General features: G+C 60.3%; 12 protein-coding genes. 9 read left to right on the top strand and 3 right to left on the bottom strand.

Annotation, left to right across the window (positions count from 1 at the left end; translation table 11 throughout):
• Positions 1-4: 4 nt before the first annotated feature.
• From RT582_RS17330 to RT582_RS17290, 9 genes are all read left to right on the top strand, one after another.
• Positions 5-1,372, top strand: a complete 1,368-nt coding sequence (locus tag RT582_RS17330) for a cbb3-type cytochrome c oxidase subunit I (RefSeq protein WP_213574371.1) — start codon at positions 5-7, stop codon at positions 1,370-1,372.
• Positions 1,369-2,184, top strand: a complete 816-nt coding sequence (locus RT582_RS17325; protein ID WP_313478792.1) for a CbbQ/NirQ/NorQ/GpvN family protein — start codon at positions 1,369-1,371, stop codon at positions 2,182-2,184. The genes RT582_RS17330 and RT582_RS17325 overlap by 4 nt, the downstream gene beginning before the upstream one ends.
• Before the next feature lie 3 nt (positions 2,185-2,187).
• Complete coding sequence (locus RT582_RS17320) at positions 2,188-4,206, top strand: nitric oxide reductase activation protein NorD (protein ID WP_313478787.1); 2,019 nt, start codon at positions 2,188-2,190, stop codon at positions 4,204-4,206.
• 178 nt (positions 4,207-4,384) lie between these two features.
• Complete coding sequence (tig, locus tag RT582_RS17315) at positions 4,385-5,695, top strand: trigger factor (protein ID WP_014820285.1); 1,311 nt, start codon at positions 4,385-4,387, stop codon at positions 5,693-5,695.
• 89 nt (positions 5,696-5,784) lie between these two features.
• Positions 5,785-6,423 carry an ATP-dependent Clp endopeptidase proteolytic subunit ClpP gene (gene clpP, locus RT582_RS17310; protein ID WP_313478784.1) on the top strand — a complete coding sequence of 213 codons (639 nt, stop codon included), beginning with the start codon at positions 5,785-5,787 and terminating at the stop codon, positions 6,421-6,423.
• A 97-nt stretch (positions 6,424-6,520) separates the two neighbouring features.
• On the top strand, positions 6,521-7,801 hold the full coding sequence (gene clpX, locus RT582_RS17305) for an ATP-dependent Clp protease ATP-binding subunit ClpX (protein ID WP_014820283.1): 1,281 nt from the start codon (positions 6,521-6,523) through the stop codon (positions 7,799-7,801).
• Positions 7,802-7,932: 131 nt separating this feature from the next.
• The gene (lon, locus tag RT582_RS17300; protein ID WP_014820282.1) at positions 7,933-10,329 is read left to right on the top strand and encodes an endopeptidase La; all 2,397 of its coding nucleotides are present in this window, start codon (positions 7,933-7,935) and stop codon (positions 10,327-10,329) included.
• A 130-nt stretch (positions 10,330-10,459) separates the two neighbouring features.
• Entirely contained in the window at positions 10,460-10,732 is a 273-nt protein-coding gene (gene hupB, locus RT582_RS17295; RefSeq protein WP_003282502.1) for a nucleoid-associated protein HU-beta, read from the top strand.
• A 205-nt stretch (positions 10,733-10,937) separates the two neighbouring features.
• Positions 10,938-12,797, top strand: a complete 1,860-nt coding sequence (locus tag RT582_RS17290) for a SurA N-terminal domain-containing protein (RefSeq protein ID WP_313478783.1) — start codon at positions 10,938-10,940, stop codon at positions 12,795-12,797.
• A gap of 95 nt (positions 12,798-12,892) precedes the next feature.
• Here the strand turns inward: RT582_RS17290 and RT582_RS17285 are convergent, their stop codons facing one another.
• Genes RT582_RS17285 through RT582_RS17275 form a run of 3 tightly spaced genes read right to left on the bottom strand, consistent with a single transcriptional unit; the run spans position 12,893 to position 15,300 of the window.
• The gene (locus RT582_RS17285) at positions 12,893-13,711 is read right to left on the bottom strand and encodes a phosphoserine aminotransferase (RefSeq protein WP_278378980.1); all 819 of its coding nucleotides are present in this window, start codon (positions 13,709-13,711) and stop codon (positions 12,893-12,895) included.
• 4 nt (positions 13,712-13,715) lie between these two features.
• Positions 13,716-14,816 carry a 3-phosphoserine/phosphohydroxythreonine transaminase gene (gene serC / locus RT582_RS17280; RefSeq protein ID WP_313478780.1) on the bottom strand — a complete coding sequence of 367 codons (1,101 nt, stop codon included), beginning with the start codon at positions 14,814-14,816 and terminating at the stop codon, positions 13,716-13,718.
• Complete coding sequence (locus RT582_RS17275) at positions 14,797-15,300, bottom strand: urate hydroxylase PuuD (RefSeq protein ID WP_102831735.1); 504 nt, start codon at positions 15,298-15,300, stop codon at positions 14,797-14,799. The genes serC and RT582_RS17275 overlap by 20 nt, the downstream gene beginning before the upstream one ends.
• Between the last annotated feature and the right edge of the window lie 60 nt (positions 15,301-15,360).

The raw sequence follows: 15,360 nt of genomic DNA, 5'->3' as shown, positions 1-15,360 counted from the left end.
TACGATGCGCTATCAGTCCCAATCGGTCGCCTACTGGTACTTCGCGGTCGCGATGGTGTTGTTCGGCCTGCAGCTGGTGTTCGGCCTGCTCTCGGCAACCAAGTACATCGGGCCGGACCCGCTGTTGTATATCCTGCCTTTCGACGTGACCAAGGTGATTCACACCAACCTGCTGATCGTCTGGGTACTGACCGGCTTCATGGGGGCGACCTACTGGATGATTCCGGAAGAGTCGCGCGCCGAGCTGCATAGCACCAAGCTGGCCTATGTACAGCTGGTGCTTTGGACGCTGATGGGCGTCACGGCGATCATCGGCTACCTGTTCCGCTACGGCACCGGCAACAAGCTGCTCGAGCAGCCGTTGCCGCACAAGATCGTCATCGTCATCTGCATGCTGATCTTCCTCTACAACATCGGCATGACGATCCGCAAAGCGGGGCGTTTCACCACGACCGAAGCAGTGTTGATGATCGGCTTTGTCAGTGCCGCACTCCTGTACTTGCCGGCGTTGCTGCATTACGAGAACTACACGGTTTCCATTTTCTATCGCTGGTGGACGATTCATCTGTGGGTCGAAGGCGTCTGGATGATGATCATGGGCGGCTTCCTGGCCTACCTGCTGATCCGCTTGTCCGGCGCGGATCGGGAAGTCATGGAGAAGTGGCTGTACGTGATCGTCGGCCTGGTGTTTCTCGCCGGCATCCTTGGCACGGCGCACCACTATTACTGGGTCGGCGTGCCCACTTACTGGCTGCCCATTGGCGGATTCTTCAGCGCGCTGGAGCCGCTCGCACTCGTCGGCATGGCCGCCTATGCCTACGGCGCCATGCGTCGCTCGGGGCTGGCACACCCGAATACGCTGGCGTTGCATTGGACGATCGGCAGTGCGCTGTTCTCGCTATTCGGTGCAGGGCTGCTGGGCTTGGCTCATACCTGGCCGAGCGTCAACAAATGGACCCATGGCACGCTAATCACCGCGATGCACGGCCATGCCGCGTTCTACGGTGCCTACGCAATGATCGTCATGGCGATGATCAGCTATGCCTTGCCATCGCTGACTGCCGGACGACGGGAGCAGGGCACGGCGCTGGGCTACTGGGCATTCTGGCTGCAAATCACCGGCATGTTCGGCATGACGCTGTCGTTTGCCACCGCAGGCATTGCGCAGGTCTATCTGGAGCGAATCATGGGCATGGGCTATCTGGATGCACAGCTGAAGATTCAGATCCATTTCGTGATGCTCATTGCCACCGCGTCGCTGTTCACCGTGGGCGTTGCCCTGTTCATCTACGACTTCTTCCGCTACACGCCACGCTTCGTCCTGGATGATACGGAGTCGGTGCTTGCAGAGAGGGAGGTACACCCGACGTGACGTTGCCCGAATACCCGCCACTGGCGAAAGCAAGCGAGGGGGAGCCGTTCTACGTACCGTGCGGCAATGAAGTCGCGATGTTCGAGCGCTGCCATGCGCGTGGCTTGGCAGTCATGCTCAAAGGGCCGACCGGCTGTGGCAAGACCCGCTTCGTCGAACACATGGCCTGGAAACTGGACCGGCCACTGATCACGGTGGCTTGCCACGATGATCTGTCGGCCAGCGACCTGATCGGGCGTTTCCTTATTCGCCATGACGGTACCGTCTGGCAGGATGGCCCTCTCACCCGCGCCGTGCGTGAGGGGGCCATCTGCTATCTGGATGAAGTCGTCGAGGCGCGCCAGGACACCGTGGTCGTCTTGCATGCCTTGACCGATCACCGGCGCCTGCTGCCAATCGACAAGACCGGTGAGTTGCTGATGGCTGCGCCGGGCTTCCAGTTGGTGATCTCCTACAACCCGGGCTACCAGCGCATGCTCAAGGATCTCAAACCGAGCACCCGCCAGCGCTTCGTGGCCATGGACCTGGATTTCCCGGGCGAAGATGCGGAGGCGAAGATCGTCGAGCGCGAGAGTGGTGTCGACGCACCGACTTCGCGTGCCCTGGTCATGCTGGCCCGCAGGCTGCGAGCGCTGCGGGACCGCGGCCTGGCCGAGGTGCCGAGTACTCGTCTGCTGATCGCCGCGGGTGCACTCTGCGTCGATGGCATACCCGTTCGGGAAGCGTGCCTGGCGGCAATCGTCTCGCCACTTTCGGACGACGAATCCCTGGTCGAAGCGATGCGCGATCTGGTCGACGGAACCTTCATCTAGACCATGGCCGAAGCCGAGGAGGTTCTTACCGACGCTGCGCGGCATGCCACGGTCTTCGCCCAGCGCCTCTGGCGTCGCTACAGTCCTGCGCCGGACGCACCGGCAAGTCTATCGCTGAGCGAGGTGGCGGAGCGTCTGGAACTGCTGCTGTCGGCGGTGTTCGGCAACAGCTATCGGCTGCGCATCGCCCAGCCGCCAGCGCGACCGACCTTGCTGGGCAACTGGTTCGGCCGCACCCCCAGGCCGCAGCGATTGGCGGCAGTACCGGCAACCGATGGCACAAGCATCTGGCTTCCTCGCTCGCTGGATATCCCTGATCGAGCACTGGCGGCGAATCTCTACAAAGTAATGGCCTTGCAGCAGGCAATGCGCATCCGCCGCGGTAGTGCTCTGAGCCTCTGGCGCAGCCTCCCGCCACTTGCCGGGGCGCTGTACCACCTACTTGAAGTCCAAGCGGCCGAGCGTGAACTGCTGGAGGAAATGCCAGGGTTTGCTGAATCGGTGCGGGCATTGCGTGCCTGTGCACACGCACGTCGTCCACCGCTGAGTGCATTTGGTTCGGCACGACGCCCCCTGGAGGCTCGCGTGCGTGCATTGCTGGTTGGCGAAGCTGATGGTGTTCCGCAGTCACCTACGCCTGAAGCGTCGTGCGAGCTGGCCGTGCGATTGTTGGCTGAATGGGGGCTGGAACCTGCCTCTGGAGGACGCATCGGTCAGGAGCCGCTCTTCGCTGATTGGTGGACCGGCATGCTGTTGGCACCTTCGCCGCACCATCAAAACTCCGCCGGCGCTCAGAGTCAGTTCGACCCCACTCAGGCAGCGCCGCAGAGCGTGCGCCTCGAACGACGCCCCGACATTCGCCAGGCGCGCCCCGATGAGGATGAATCGGAGGAAAGCGGACCGCTGATGATCCAGCTGGACGAGCCACATCCCCACGCTGAGGACCCGATGGGCTTGCAGCGGCCCATCGATCGGGACGATGCGGATGCGGAGCTGTTCGGTGAAATGCTCGGCGATCTTCCTCAGGCGCGTTTGGTGGCGTCACCAGGGCGACCCAAAGAGGTGTTGCTGGCTGATGATCCTCTGGATGCCTCTGCTATCGCGCCTGCGCCCGGCGTTTCGGCCCTGCAGCGAGGCATCGCCTATCCCGAATGGGACTACCGCAGGCAGCATTACCGCGAGCAGCACGCCCTCGTGCAGGTACGCACGGCCCCGCCGGGTAATCCAGCCTGGGTAGCGGAAACGCTCGAGTCCCATCAGGGATTGCTCGAGGGGATTCGCCGCCGCTTCGAATTGCTGCGCACCCATCGGGCCTGGTTGCGCGGTCAGGTCGATGGCGATGAGCTGGACCTGGATGCCTATGTGGATGCGGTTGCGAATCTGCGGGCTGGCAGCGGGCTGACCGATCGTCTGTATCGCACACAGCGTTGCGCGGAGCGGAACCTGGCCATCCTGCTGCTCATCGATGTCAGCGGATCGACGGACAGCTGGATATCCCAGGGGCGACGCGTGATAGACGTCGAGCGCGAAGCCTTGTTGCTGGTCAGCATCGCGCTGCAGAGCCTGGGTGCACCCTATGCGATTCAGGCATTCTCAGGGCAGGGCAGGGAATCGGTGGTGGTCCGCGATATCAAAACCTTCGAGGAGGCTTATGGCCAAGAGGTAGCGCTACGCATAGCGTCGTTGGAGCCGGAGCATTACACCCGCTGCGGCGCGGCGATCCGTCACGCCAGCGCCAATCTCATGTGCCAGCCGGCGGCCCGTCGACTGCTGCTGGTGTTGTCCGATGGAAAGCCTAGCGACAACGATGACTACGAAGGGCGATACGGAGTCGAGGACACCCGCCAGGCGGTTCTGGAAGCCGTGCTGCAAGGTATATCGCCGTTCTGCCTGACCATCGACCGGCAGGCCAGCGCCTACCTGCCGCGTATATTTGGCGCAACCCGTTATGCACTGTTACCACGCCCTGAGCTCCTGCCTACCGTTCTACTCGACTGGATGAGGCGTCTGGTGCAGGGATAGTTGGCCAGCATATGTCCTCGATTTTCGGCTGGGCTGATGTAAGTAGTGATTCGCCGGGCGCGGCTCGGCTTTTGCTTGGCGCGACGGGCAGGGTGACTTATGTCAATCGAGCCACTAGAATGCTTGCCCATTCTGGGGCCGGAACGCCCGGCTTATGTCTGTGCAACGAGGAAAATCCATGCAAGTTTCTGTTGAAAGCACCTCCGCTCTTGAGCGCCGCATGACCATCGGCGTGCCGGTCGAGCGCATCGAGACCGAAGTCAACAAGCGTCTGCAACAGACCGCCAGCCGTGCCAAGATCCCTGGTTTCCGTCCCGGCAAAGTGCCGATGAGCGTGATCCGTCAGCGTTACGAAGAAGCCGCCCGTCAGGAAGCGCTGGGCGATCTGATCCAGTCGACATTCTATGAAGCCGTCGTTGCCGAAAAGCTGAACCCGGCCGGCGCGCCGTCCGTCGAGCCGAAAGTGTTCGAAAAGGGCAAGGATCTGGAATACGTCGCCACCTTCGAAGTGTTCCCCGAGTTCGAAGTGGCCGGTTTCGAGGCCATCGAGATCGAGCGTCTGCAGGCCGAAGTCGCCGATGCCGACGTCGACAACATGCTGGAAATCCTGCGCAAGCAGAACACCCGTTTCGAGAACGTCGAGCGCGCTGCCGAGAGCGGCGACCAGCTGACCATCGATTTCGTCGGCAAGATTGACGGTGAGACCTTCGCTGGCGGTTCGGCCAAGGGCACTCAGCTGGTGCTGGGCTCCGGTCGCATGATTCCTGGTTTCGAAGACGCGCTCGTTGGCGCCAAGGCCGGCGAAGAGCGCGTGATCAACCCGACCTTCCCCGAGGACTATCAGAACCTCGACCTGGCCGGCAAGACTGCCGAGTTCACCGTCACCGTGAATGCCGTCGCCGCTCCGCAACTGCCCGAGCTGAATGACGAATTCTTCGCCCAGTTCGGCGTGCAGGAAGGTGGCGTCGAAGGCTTCCGTGCTGAAGTGAAAAAGAACATGGAGCGCGAGCTGCGTCAGGCCATCAAGACCAAGGTGAAGAATCAGGTCATGGAAGGGCTGGTCGCTGGCAACCCGATCGAGGTGCCCAAGGCGCTGATCGACAATGAAGTGAACCGTCTGCGCGTGCAGGCCGTTCAGCAGTTTGGCGGCAACATCAAGCCCGAGCAGCTGCCGGCCGACCTTTTCCAGGAGCAGGCCAAGCGCCGCGTTGTTCTGGGTCTGATCGTGGCCGAAGTGGTCAAGCAGAAGGAGCTCAAGCCTGATGAGGCCCGCGTTCGCGAGCTGATCGAGGAAATGGCCTCGGCCTACCAGGAGCCGGAGCAGGTCGTCGCCTGGTACTACAAGAACGCCGAGCAGTTGAACGAAGTTCGCTCGGTTGTGCTCGAAGAGCAAGTTGTAGATACTGTCCTGCAGCAGGCTAAAGTGACCGATAAGTCGGTCTCCTACGAAGAAGCTGTCAAGCCTGCGGAAGCCCCGCAAGCAGCCTGATTTCTTCATATATTCGAGTGCACAAACATAAGCCAGCCTCGTGCTGGCTTATGTCTTTTGAGGCATGACATAGGGAGTATCGTTGGAACATGTCCCGCAATCCTTTTATGCAAGCTCCGGACATTCAGGCCGCCGGTGGCCTGGTCCCGATGGTGATCGAGCAGTCCGCTCGCGGCGAGCGCGCCTATGACATTTATTCCCGACTCCTCAAGGAGCGGGTGATCTTCATGGTCGGCCAGGTCGAAGACTACATGGCCAACCTGATCGTCGCGCAGATGCTGTTCCTCGAGGCCGAAAACCCCGAGAAAGACATTCACCTGTACATCAACTCCCCGGGCGGCTCGGTGGCTGCAGGCATGTCGATTTACGACACCATGCAGTTCATCAAGCCGGATGTGTCGACCATCTGCATCGGTCAGGCCTGTTCCATGGGGGCTCTGTTGTTGACCGGTGGCACTGCGGGCAAGCGTTACTGCCTGCCGCATTCGCGGATGATGATCCACCAGCCGCTGGGCGGCTTCCAGGGCCAGGCTTCGGATATCGAGATCCACGCGCGTGAGATCCTGACCATCCGCGAGCGCCTGAACAAAGTACTGGCTCACCATACCGGTCAGCCGATGGAAGTGATTGCCCGCGATACCGACCGCGATAACTTCATGAGCGGTGAAGACGCCGTCAAGTACGGCTTGATCGACCAGGTTCTGACCCAGCGCCAACTGGCGGTCTGATCCCTGCAGCCTGCGATATGTGGCTGCTCCGTGGGCTTGAAAAAGCCCACGATTGCCTTCATCTTGTGTTTCAAGCCTTCCCGATTGGATCGATCGAATGACTGACACCCGCAACGGCGAGGACTCCGGCAAACTGCTCTATTGCTCTTTTTGCGGCAAAAGCCAGCATGAAGTACGCAAGTTGATCGCCGGGCCCTCCGTTTTCATCTGCGACGAGTGCGTCGACCTGTGCAACGACATCATCCGCGAGGAGGTGCAGGAAGCGCAGACCGAGAGCAACGCGCACAAACTGCCTGCGCCGAAGGAGATCAGCGGCATTCTCGACCAGTACGTCATTGGTCAGGAGCGCGCCAAGAAGATCCTGGCGGTGGCCGTTTACAACCACTACAAGCGCTTGAACCAACGCGACAAGAAAGAAGAAGTCGAGTTGGGCAAGAGCAACATTCTGCTGATCGGTCCAACCGGCTCGGGCAAGACGTTGCTGGCCGAAACGCTGGCACGCTTGCTCAATGTGCCCTTCACCATCGCCGACGCCACTACCCTCACCGAGGCGGGCTATGTGGGCGAGGATGTCGAGAACATTATCCAGAAGCTTTTGCAGAAGTGCGATTACGACGTTGAGAAGGCCCAGATGGGCATCGTCTACATCGACGAGATCGACAAGATATCCCGCAAATCCGATAACCCGTCGATTACTCGGGACGTATCCGGTGAAGGCGTGCAGCAGGCACTGCTGAAGCTGATCGAGGGCACCGTTGCGTCCGTCCCGCCACAGGGTGGTCGCAAGCATCCGCAGCAGGAATTCCTGCAAGTGGATACGCGCAACATCCTGTTCATCTGCGGTGGTGCGTTTGCCGGTTTGGAGAAGGTCATCCAGGGTCGTTCAACTCAGGGTGGTATCGGCTTCAATGCCGAGGTTCGCAGTAAGGACCCGGGCAAGAAGATCGGCGAGGCGTTGCGCGCCGTGGAGCCTGATGATCTGGTTAAGTTCGGCCTGATTCCTGAGTTCGTTGGCCGTCTGCCGGTGATCGCGACGCTCGATGAACTCGATGAGGCTGCGCTGATCCAGATTCTGACTGAGCCGAAGAATGCGTTGACCAAGCAGTACGCCAAGCTCTTCGAACTCGAAGGCGTGGATCTGGAGTTCCGCCCGGATGCACTCAAGGCAGTCGCTTCGCGCGCTCTTGAGCGCAAGACCGGCGCACGTGGTCTGCGTTCGATTCTTGAAGGTGTGTTGCTCGACACGATGTACGAGATTCCTTCGCAGAAGGAGGTCAGCAAGGTTGTCATCGATGAAAGCGTGATCGAAGGCACATCTCAGCCGTTGCTGATTTACGAGAACACCGAGCCGCCAGCCAAGGCGGCGCCTGAGGCGTAATCGAACAAAGGGGCCTGCGGGCCCCTTTGCATTTGGTCCGCCGCCTTGTTTTTTACGGTGTGTGCCCTCATCTTTGTTGCAAGGGCATCGCCCATCCGTTTACCGCCGAATGGCCGCCGTAGAGCTGAATTATGAAGACAACCATCGAATTGCCCCTTTTGCCGCTGCGCGATGTGGTGGTTTACCCGCACATGGTGATCCCGCTTTTCGTTGGCCGTGAAAAATCCATCGAAGCACTCGAATCCGCCATGGCCGGCGATAAGCAGATTCTCTTGCTGGCGCAGAAGAACCCCGCTGATGACGATCCAGGTGAAGATGCGCTGTACCGTGTTGGCACGGTGGCGACCGTGCTGCAGCTTCTCAAGCTGCCAGACGGAACCGTCAAGGTACTGGTCGAGGGCGAGCAACGTGGTGTGATCGAGCGCTTCGTCGAGGTGGATGACCACTGCCGCGCCGAAGTTTCCTTGATCGAAGAAGCTGAGGTCGACGCGCGCGAATCCGAAGTATTCACGCGCAGCCTGCTCAGCCAGTTCGAACAGTACGTGCAGCTGGGCAAGAAGGTTCCCGCCGAGGTTCTTTCCTCGCTGAGCAGCATCGATGAGCCCGCGCGTCTGGTCGATACCATGGCTGCGCATATGGCGCTGAAGATCGAGCAGAAGCAGCAGATTCTCGAAATCACCGACCTCCCGGCGCGCGTCGAACACGTACTTGCGCTGCTTGATGCCGAGATCGACCTGCTGCAGGTCGAAAAGCGCATTCGCGGTCGCGTGAAGAAGCAGATGGAACGCAGTCAGCGCGAGTACTACTTGAATGAGCAGATGAAGGCCATTCAGAAGGAGCTCGGCGATATCGACGAGGGCCATAACGAAGTCGACGAGCTGAAGAAGCGCATCGAGAACGCCGGCCTCAGCAAAGACGCCTACACCAAGGCCAACGCCGAACTCAACAAGCTCAAACAGATGTCGCCGATGTCGGCCGAGGCGACAGTGGTTCGTACCTATATCGATTGGCTGGTAAATGTGCCGTGGAAGGCTGCCAGCAAGGTGCGCCTGGATCTGGCGAAGGCTGAAGAGGTGCTGGATGCCGATCATTACGGCCTAGAAGAGGTCAAGGATCGTATCCTCGAGTATCTTGCCGTCCAGAAGCGCGTGAAGAAGCTCAAGGGGCCGGTGCTGTGCTTGGTAGGCCCGCCGGGCGTGGGTAAAACCTCGCTGGCCGAGTCGATTGCACGCTCGACCAATCGCAAGTTTGTACGCATGGCACTGGGCGGCGTACGGGACGAGGCCGAAATTCGAGGTCACCGCCGTACATACATCGGCTCCATGCCCGGTCGTTTGATTCAGAAGATGACCAAGGTAGGGGTTCGCAACCCCCTGTTCCTGCTCGACGAGATCGACAAGATGGGCAGCGACATGCGAGGTGATCCGGCGTCGGCTCTGCTGGAAGTGCTCGACCCCGAACAGAACCACAATTTCAACGATCACTACCTCGAGGTGGACTACGATCTTTCGGACGTGATGTTCCTCTGCACCGCCAACTCAATGAATATTCCTGCGCCGCTGCTCGACCGTATGGAGGTCATCCGACTGCCGGGCTACACCGAGGACGAGAAGGTCAACATCGCCATTCGTTACCTGGCGCCCAAGCAGATCGAGGCCAACGGCCTGAAGAAAACCGAGTTGGAGTTTCAGGAGGCGGCAATTCGCGACATCATCCGCTACTACACCCGCGAGGCGGGTGTGCGCAGCCTGGAGCGCCAGCTGGCCAAGGTATGCCGCAAGGTCGTGAAGGAGCATGCCGCGGAGAAGCGTTTCCACGTGGTCGTGGACGCCGAATCCCTTGAGCATTTCCTGGGCGTTCGCAAGTTCCGTTACGGGCTTGCCGAACAACAGGATCAGGTAGGGCAGGTCACTGGCCTTGCCTGGACCCAGGTTGGCGGCGAACTGCTGACCATTGAGGCTGCTGTGGTGCCCGGAAAGGGCCGCCTGACCAAGACCGGCTCGCTGGGCGAGGTCATGGGCGAATCGATCACCGCGGCTCTTACAGTGGTTCGCAGCCGTGCCGCGAGCCTGGGCATGGCGGCTGATTTCCACGAGAAGCAGGACATTCACATCCACGTGCCCGAAGGTGCGACTCCGAAAGACGGCCCGAGCGCCGGTATCGGCATGTGCACTGCACTGGTTTCCGCGCTGACTCAAATTCCGGTGCGCGCAGATGTCGCAATGACCGGCGAAATAACATTGCGCGGGCAGGTGCTTGCAATTGGCGGATTGAAAGAAAAACTTCTGGCTGCTCATCGGGGTGGGATCAAGACGGTGATCATTCCGGAAGAAAATCAGCGTGATCTGAAAGAGATTCCTGAAAATATTAAGCAAGACCTGCAGATTAAACCGGTGAAGTGGATTGACGAGGTCCTGCAAATTGCGCTGCAATACGCGCCGGAGCCCTTGCCCGATGCGGCTCCCGAGATTGTTGCAAAGGACGACAAGCGCGAGCCTGATTCCAAGGAGCGAATCAGCACGCATTAGTCTGGAAGGCCACGTTGACACACTTCAGGCGCCCTTGTTTAATCGGCCTCTTGTGTCATAGCCATCTAGCACCGCTTTGCTTACACCCGAAAATTAAAGATACGACTCAACAGAAATAAGGGGACTTAGAGTGAACAAGTCGGAACTGATCGATGCCATCGCTGCATCTGCTGATATCCCAAAAGCTGTTGCTGGCCGCGCGCTGGATGCAGTGATCGAATCCGTCACCGGTGCCCTGAAGGCTGGTGACTCCGTGGTACTGGTTGGTTTCGGTACTTTCGCTGTCAAGGAGCGCGCTGCGCGCACTGGTCGCAACCCGCAGACTGGCAAGCCGATCAACATCGCTGCTGCCAAGATCCCGGGCTTCAAAGCTGGCAAGGCTCTGAAAGACGCTGTCAACTAAGCGTCTTTCTACCCGGCCAGTCAGCTCGCGCTGCACTGGCACGGGGCGGTTGTCGAGCAGGCCTGGCCTGCTGCAATCTGACTTGGGGGAATAAGCCCAACCGCTCCAAAAGCTCCGAGAAGGCGCATCCCTGGATGCGCCTTTCTTTTATCCGGTTTCCACCCGCGTTGCGCATCCGATCGCGCCGCAGACTCCTGGGGGTCGCATGCTTCAGAACATCAGGGACAATTCGCAAGGCTGGATAGCCAAAACCATCATCGGCATCATCGTAATGCTGCTGGCGTTGACTGGCTTCGAGGCTATCTTCAATGCCGCGAGCAACAACCAGAATGCCGCGGAGGTCAACGGCGAGGAGATTTCCCGTTACGACCTTGACCAGGCAATGAACATGCAGCGGCGCCAGCTGGCGCAACAGCTTGGCCAGGATTTCGATGCTTCGTTGCTGGATGATCGTCTGCTTCGTGATTCCGCGCTCGGTTCGCTGATTGATCGCATGTTGCTGTTGCAGAGTGCCAAGAGCGCCAATTTCGCCTTCTCCAGCGAAGCACTCGACCAGCTGATTCTGCAAACCCCCGAATTTCAGGTTGACGGCGCTTTCAGCGCTGCACGTTTCGATCAGGTCATCCAGCAGATGGGCTATTCCCGTCTCCAGTTCCGCCAGCTGCTCGAGCAGGAAATGCTCATCGGACAGCTGCGGGCCGGCATCTCCGGAACCGGGTTCGTTACCGATCAGCAGGTTGATAACTTCGCGCGTCTCGAAATGCAGACCCGCGACTTCGCCACTCTCACCCTGCCTGCTCAGCAGGAGGCAATTGAGGTCGGTGACGAACAGATCAAGGAATACTACGAGGCAAACGCTGACCGTTTCCGTACACCTGAGCAGGTCATCGTCGAGTATGTCGAGTTGAAGAAAGAGTCATTCTTCGATCAGGTCGAAGTGTCTGACGAGGAGCTGCAAGAGCTTTATCAGAAGCAGATCGCCAATCTGGCCGAGCAGCGTCGCGCTGCGCATATCCTCATCGAGACCGGCGGTGAGCTGAGCGACGACGAAGCCAAAGCCAAGATCGATGAAATTGCTACCCGGGTGAAGAACGGTGACGACTTCGCTGCAGTCGCCAAGGAAGCCTCTCAGGATCCAGGTTCTGCGAGCGAGGGTGGTGATCTTGGATTCGCCGGACCGGGCGTGTATGACCCGGCATTCGAAGATGCACTCTATGCCTTGAATGAGGGCGAGGTCTCGGCACCGGTCAAATCCGAATTCGGCTGGCACATCATCAAGCTGCTGGGTGTTCAGTCGCCGGAGGTTCCTGCCTTCGAGAGCTTGAAGCCCCAGCTGGTACGCGAGCTCAAGGCGCAGCAGGTTGAGCAGCGCTTCGTCGAGACCAGCAAGCAGCTGGAAGATTCGGCATTCGAAGCATCCGACCTGGCCCAGCCCGCTCAGGAGCTCGGCTTGATGGTGCAGACCACGGAAGCCTTCGGGCGTGACGGTGGCGAAGGCATCACGGCCAATCGTCAGGTGATCCAGGCTGCTTTCAGCGACGAAGTACTGGTGGATGGCGCCAACAGCAGCGTCATCGAGCTCGATCCCGATACCTCCATTGCGCTGCGCGTGAAGGAACACCTTAAGCCTGCGGCTATCCCGCTTGCGGATGTGCGTGAGGATATCGTCCAGCAGCTTCAGCGCAGCCTGGCTGCCGAAGCGGCACGCGCCAAGGGTGAGCAGTTGTTGGCGGACCTGCGCAAAGGGCAGCAGCCTGATGACGCCCAATGGCAGGCCGTAGAGGCTGCCACGCGCAGTCAGGAAGGCGTTGCGCCAGCCCTGTTGCAGGCGGTATTCCGCATGCCGCGTCCAGAACAGCAGGATAAGCCGAGCTATTCCGGAGTGGCACTGAGCAACGGTGATTACGCGGTTGTACGCCTGAACGGCGTCAATGAGCCGGAAGGGGCGCTGACCGATGAAGAGAGGCTGAATTATCGACGCTTCCTTGCATCTCGCGTCGGCCAGCAGGACTTCGCAGCGTTTCGGCAGAAGCTGCAGGCTGAGGCGGAAATCGAAAGATTCTGACCGCCAACTGACAGACGAAACCACTCGGTTTCGTCTGTCAAACAGAGAGGACGCCCCGACTGGTTCGGGGCGTTTTCGTTTGAAGCTGTTGAGTGTCAGCGCAGCAGTTTGCGCCCCAGCCAAGGCCCTTGGCGTAGCACTGCCGCGTGAACTTGCACCAGTTCCGCGCCTGCACGCATGCGTGCCTGTAGCTGGCTTGCGGTCTGGATGCCGCCAACCGAAAGCAAAGCCATGTCATTTCCGCAGAACCGACGCAGGTGCTCGATCTGGTCGCAGGCTTGCGCCTGTCGTTGTGGGTCTTGCCAGGCCAGATAGCGCTCGCGCGTCGCTGGTGGCCCAGGGTCATGGGCAGCGAGCAGTCCGTCGAATCCAAGCTCAAGTAGCAGCCCGGCAAGCGAGAAGGGAACCTGCTCAGGAAGGCAGCGCAGCTTGGCTATCAGCGGAACCCAACGCTCACCTCTCAGATTAAGCTGATGCTGTTCTTCACGAAGCACGGTCAGCAGGTTGTGTAACCGCGCGCCCTGATGAAGCAGCGGGGCGCTGGACGGACCGATCAGGTTCAACACGAGATAGTCAGCATGCCGCCAGGCACCGCGTAGCAACGCGCAGGTCTCGGCGGTGGAGCATCTGGCGTCCAGGGTCAGATTCACGCCTAGGCGTGCATCGCCTGGCGGGATTGGCTGCAGCCGGGCGAGCGCAGCCGCTGTCAGGCTGCCGATCTCGTTGAAGCCGAATCCCAGCGGAGCGACACGTCGTCCGAGCGCACCGTGGCGGTCGAAGCCCGCCGCAATCCCCAACGGCGTCGGGAATTCCAGCCCCATTACCGTGACCGGGTGGCGCGGCACCGCGCTCAGGCGGCACGCGACGCTGGTGAGATTGAGAGCGATACGATTGCGCAGCGCTTGCCAATCCATCGGCTTATCCATGGCGTCGCTCGAAGTCCGCCATGAAACCCACCAGCTGTTGCACACCCGATACTGGCATCGCGTTGTATAGGCTGGCCCGCACACCGCCAAAGGCAGCATGCCCGCGCAGATGGGTCAGGCCGCATTGCTCGGCCTGGTCAAGAAAGATCTCGGTCAGCCCTGCGTCGGCCAGTTGAAAGCAGACATTGATCGACGAACGATCCTGGACCTTCTGCGGGCAGTGGTAGAGATCGCTGCCGTCGATGTAGCGGTACAGCAGCGCGCTCCGTTGTCGAGCAGCCGTTGCCATCGCCTCAGCGCCGCCTCGTTGCTTGATCCAGCGCAGCATCAATGCAGCGACATACAGGGTGAAGGTCGGTGGTGTATTGAAACGGCTCTGTTGCTCGGCCTGGACCGCATAGCTGAACGCGGCTGGGAGACCAGCTGGCGGTGCTTGCAGAAGATCGTCGCGCACGATGACGACGCACAGCCCGGCTGCACCCAGGCTCTTCTGTGTGCTGGCGTAGATCACGCCGAAGCGCTCGACTGGAACGGGGCGGGTGAGGAAATCCGAGGTCATGTCCACAACCAGGGGCACCGGCTGCGCGGGAAACTCCTGCAGTTGTAGTCCATTGGCGGTTTCGTTGCTGGTGATATGGCAGTAGCCAGCCAGTGGATCGAGCCGCCAGTGCGCTGGTGAGGGCAGGGCGGTGAAGTCCTGATCCGCCCCACTGGCGATGACGTTCACAGGCGCGTGACGGCGCCCCTCGGCAATTGCCTTGCGTGCCCAGTGACCGCTTTCCAGGTAGTCCGCGCCTTGTCCCGGGCGCAGCAGATTGAGCGGCAACAGGCCGAACTGCGCCGATGCGCCACCTTGCATGAAAAGCACGCGATAGTTGCTCGGAATCTCCAGTAGTGCGCGCAGGTCGGCATCGGTTTCAGCCATCAGCTGTTTGAAGGCGCTGCTGGTGAAGGGGTGCTCCAGTATGGAGAGTCCGCTGCCACGCCAGTCCTGCATTTCCTCGCGGATCTGCGCCAGCACGTCGGTAGGCAGCATCGCCGGGCCGGCAGCGAAATTGTAGTGCCCGGACTGCTCAGAATAGATGCAGGCCATGACTACCACTCGCCATGAGGAACAGCAGGGGAAAGGACAGGATGGTGTTGCTGCGCGACGAAAGGAAGGTGATCCGCGAGCAGCGCACACGCTCCTCCAATGTCGCTGGGACGAAGCCGAGCAGCTTCTTCTGATGCGGCCAGAGCACCAGCCAAAGGTTGAGCAGCATCAGCGTGCCAATCCAGGCACCAAGACCGATCACTGCCAGTGGGCCCTGCAGCAGCAGCGCCTCGACCAGCCAGCCGCGTTGCCAGAGCATGAACATGCCGGACACCCAGACCACCACGGAGGCGTAGCGGAAGATGCCGTGCTCACGTTTCATCCGCGCTTCCAGATCGCTGTTCAGCGTAGCGGTGTCGATGCCGTTCTGCAGTGGCACGAAGCGCGGGTTCTGGATGAAGTTGGCGTAGTTGTGCCCGACCCAGACCAGTGCGAACAGTAGGTGCGCATAGCGGGCCAGCAGATCGAGGATCGGCAACTGCATGCTCACGTCACCAGCCAGTAACGCAGTAACAGGTAGCAGCCGAGCGTCAGCGCGAGTCCG

Source organism: Stutzerimonas kunmingensis, assembly GCF_032106285.1.
GTDB lineage: Bacteria > Pseudomonadota > Gammaproteobacteria > Pseudomonadales > Pseudomonadaceae > Stutzerimonas > Stutzerimonas kunmingensis_B.
The sequence above is the reverse complement of the archived record's forward strand: the minus strand, read 5'-3'. Positions and strand labels throughout refer to the sequence as shown.

Coding starts and splice junctions, on each gene's coding strand:
- RT582_RS17330 (WP_213574371.1), top strand. CDS start 5: ATGCGCTATCAGTCCCAATCGGTCGCCTACTGGTACTTCGCGGTCGCG.
- RT582_RS17320 (WP_313478787.1), top strand. CDS start 2,188: ATGGCCGAAGCCGAGGAGGTTCTTACCGACGCTGCGCGGCATGCCACG.
- tig (WP_014820285.1), top strand. CDS start 4,385: ATGCAAGTTTCTGTTGAAAGCACCTCCGCTCTTGAGCGCCGCATGACC.
- clpP (WP_313478784.1), top strand. CDS start 5,785: ATGTCCCGCAATCCTTTTATGCAAGCTCCGGACATTCAGGCCGCCGGT.
- clpX (WP_014820283.1), top strand. CDS start 6,521: ATGACTGACACCCGCAACGGCGAGGACTCCGGCAAACTGCTCTATTGC.
- lon (WP_014820282.1), top strand. CDS start 7,933: ATGAAGACAACCATCGAATTGCCCCTTTTGCCGCTGCGCGATGTGGTG.
- RT582_RS17290 (WP_313478783.1), top strand. CDS start 10,938: ATGCTTCAGAACATCAGGGACAATTCGCAAGGCTGGATAGCCAAAACC.
- RT582_RS17285 (WP_278378980.1), bottom strand. CDS start 13,711: ATGGATTGGCAAGCGCTGCGCAATCGTATCGCTCTCAATCTCACCAGC.
- serC (WP_313478780.1), bottom strand. CDS start 14,816: ATGGCCTGCATCTATTCTGAGCAGTCCGGGCACTACAATTTCGCTGCC.
- RT582_RS17275 (WP_102831735.1), bottom strand. CDS start 15,300: ATGCAGTTGCCGATCCTCGATCTGCTGGCCCGCTATGCGCACCTACTG.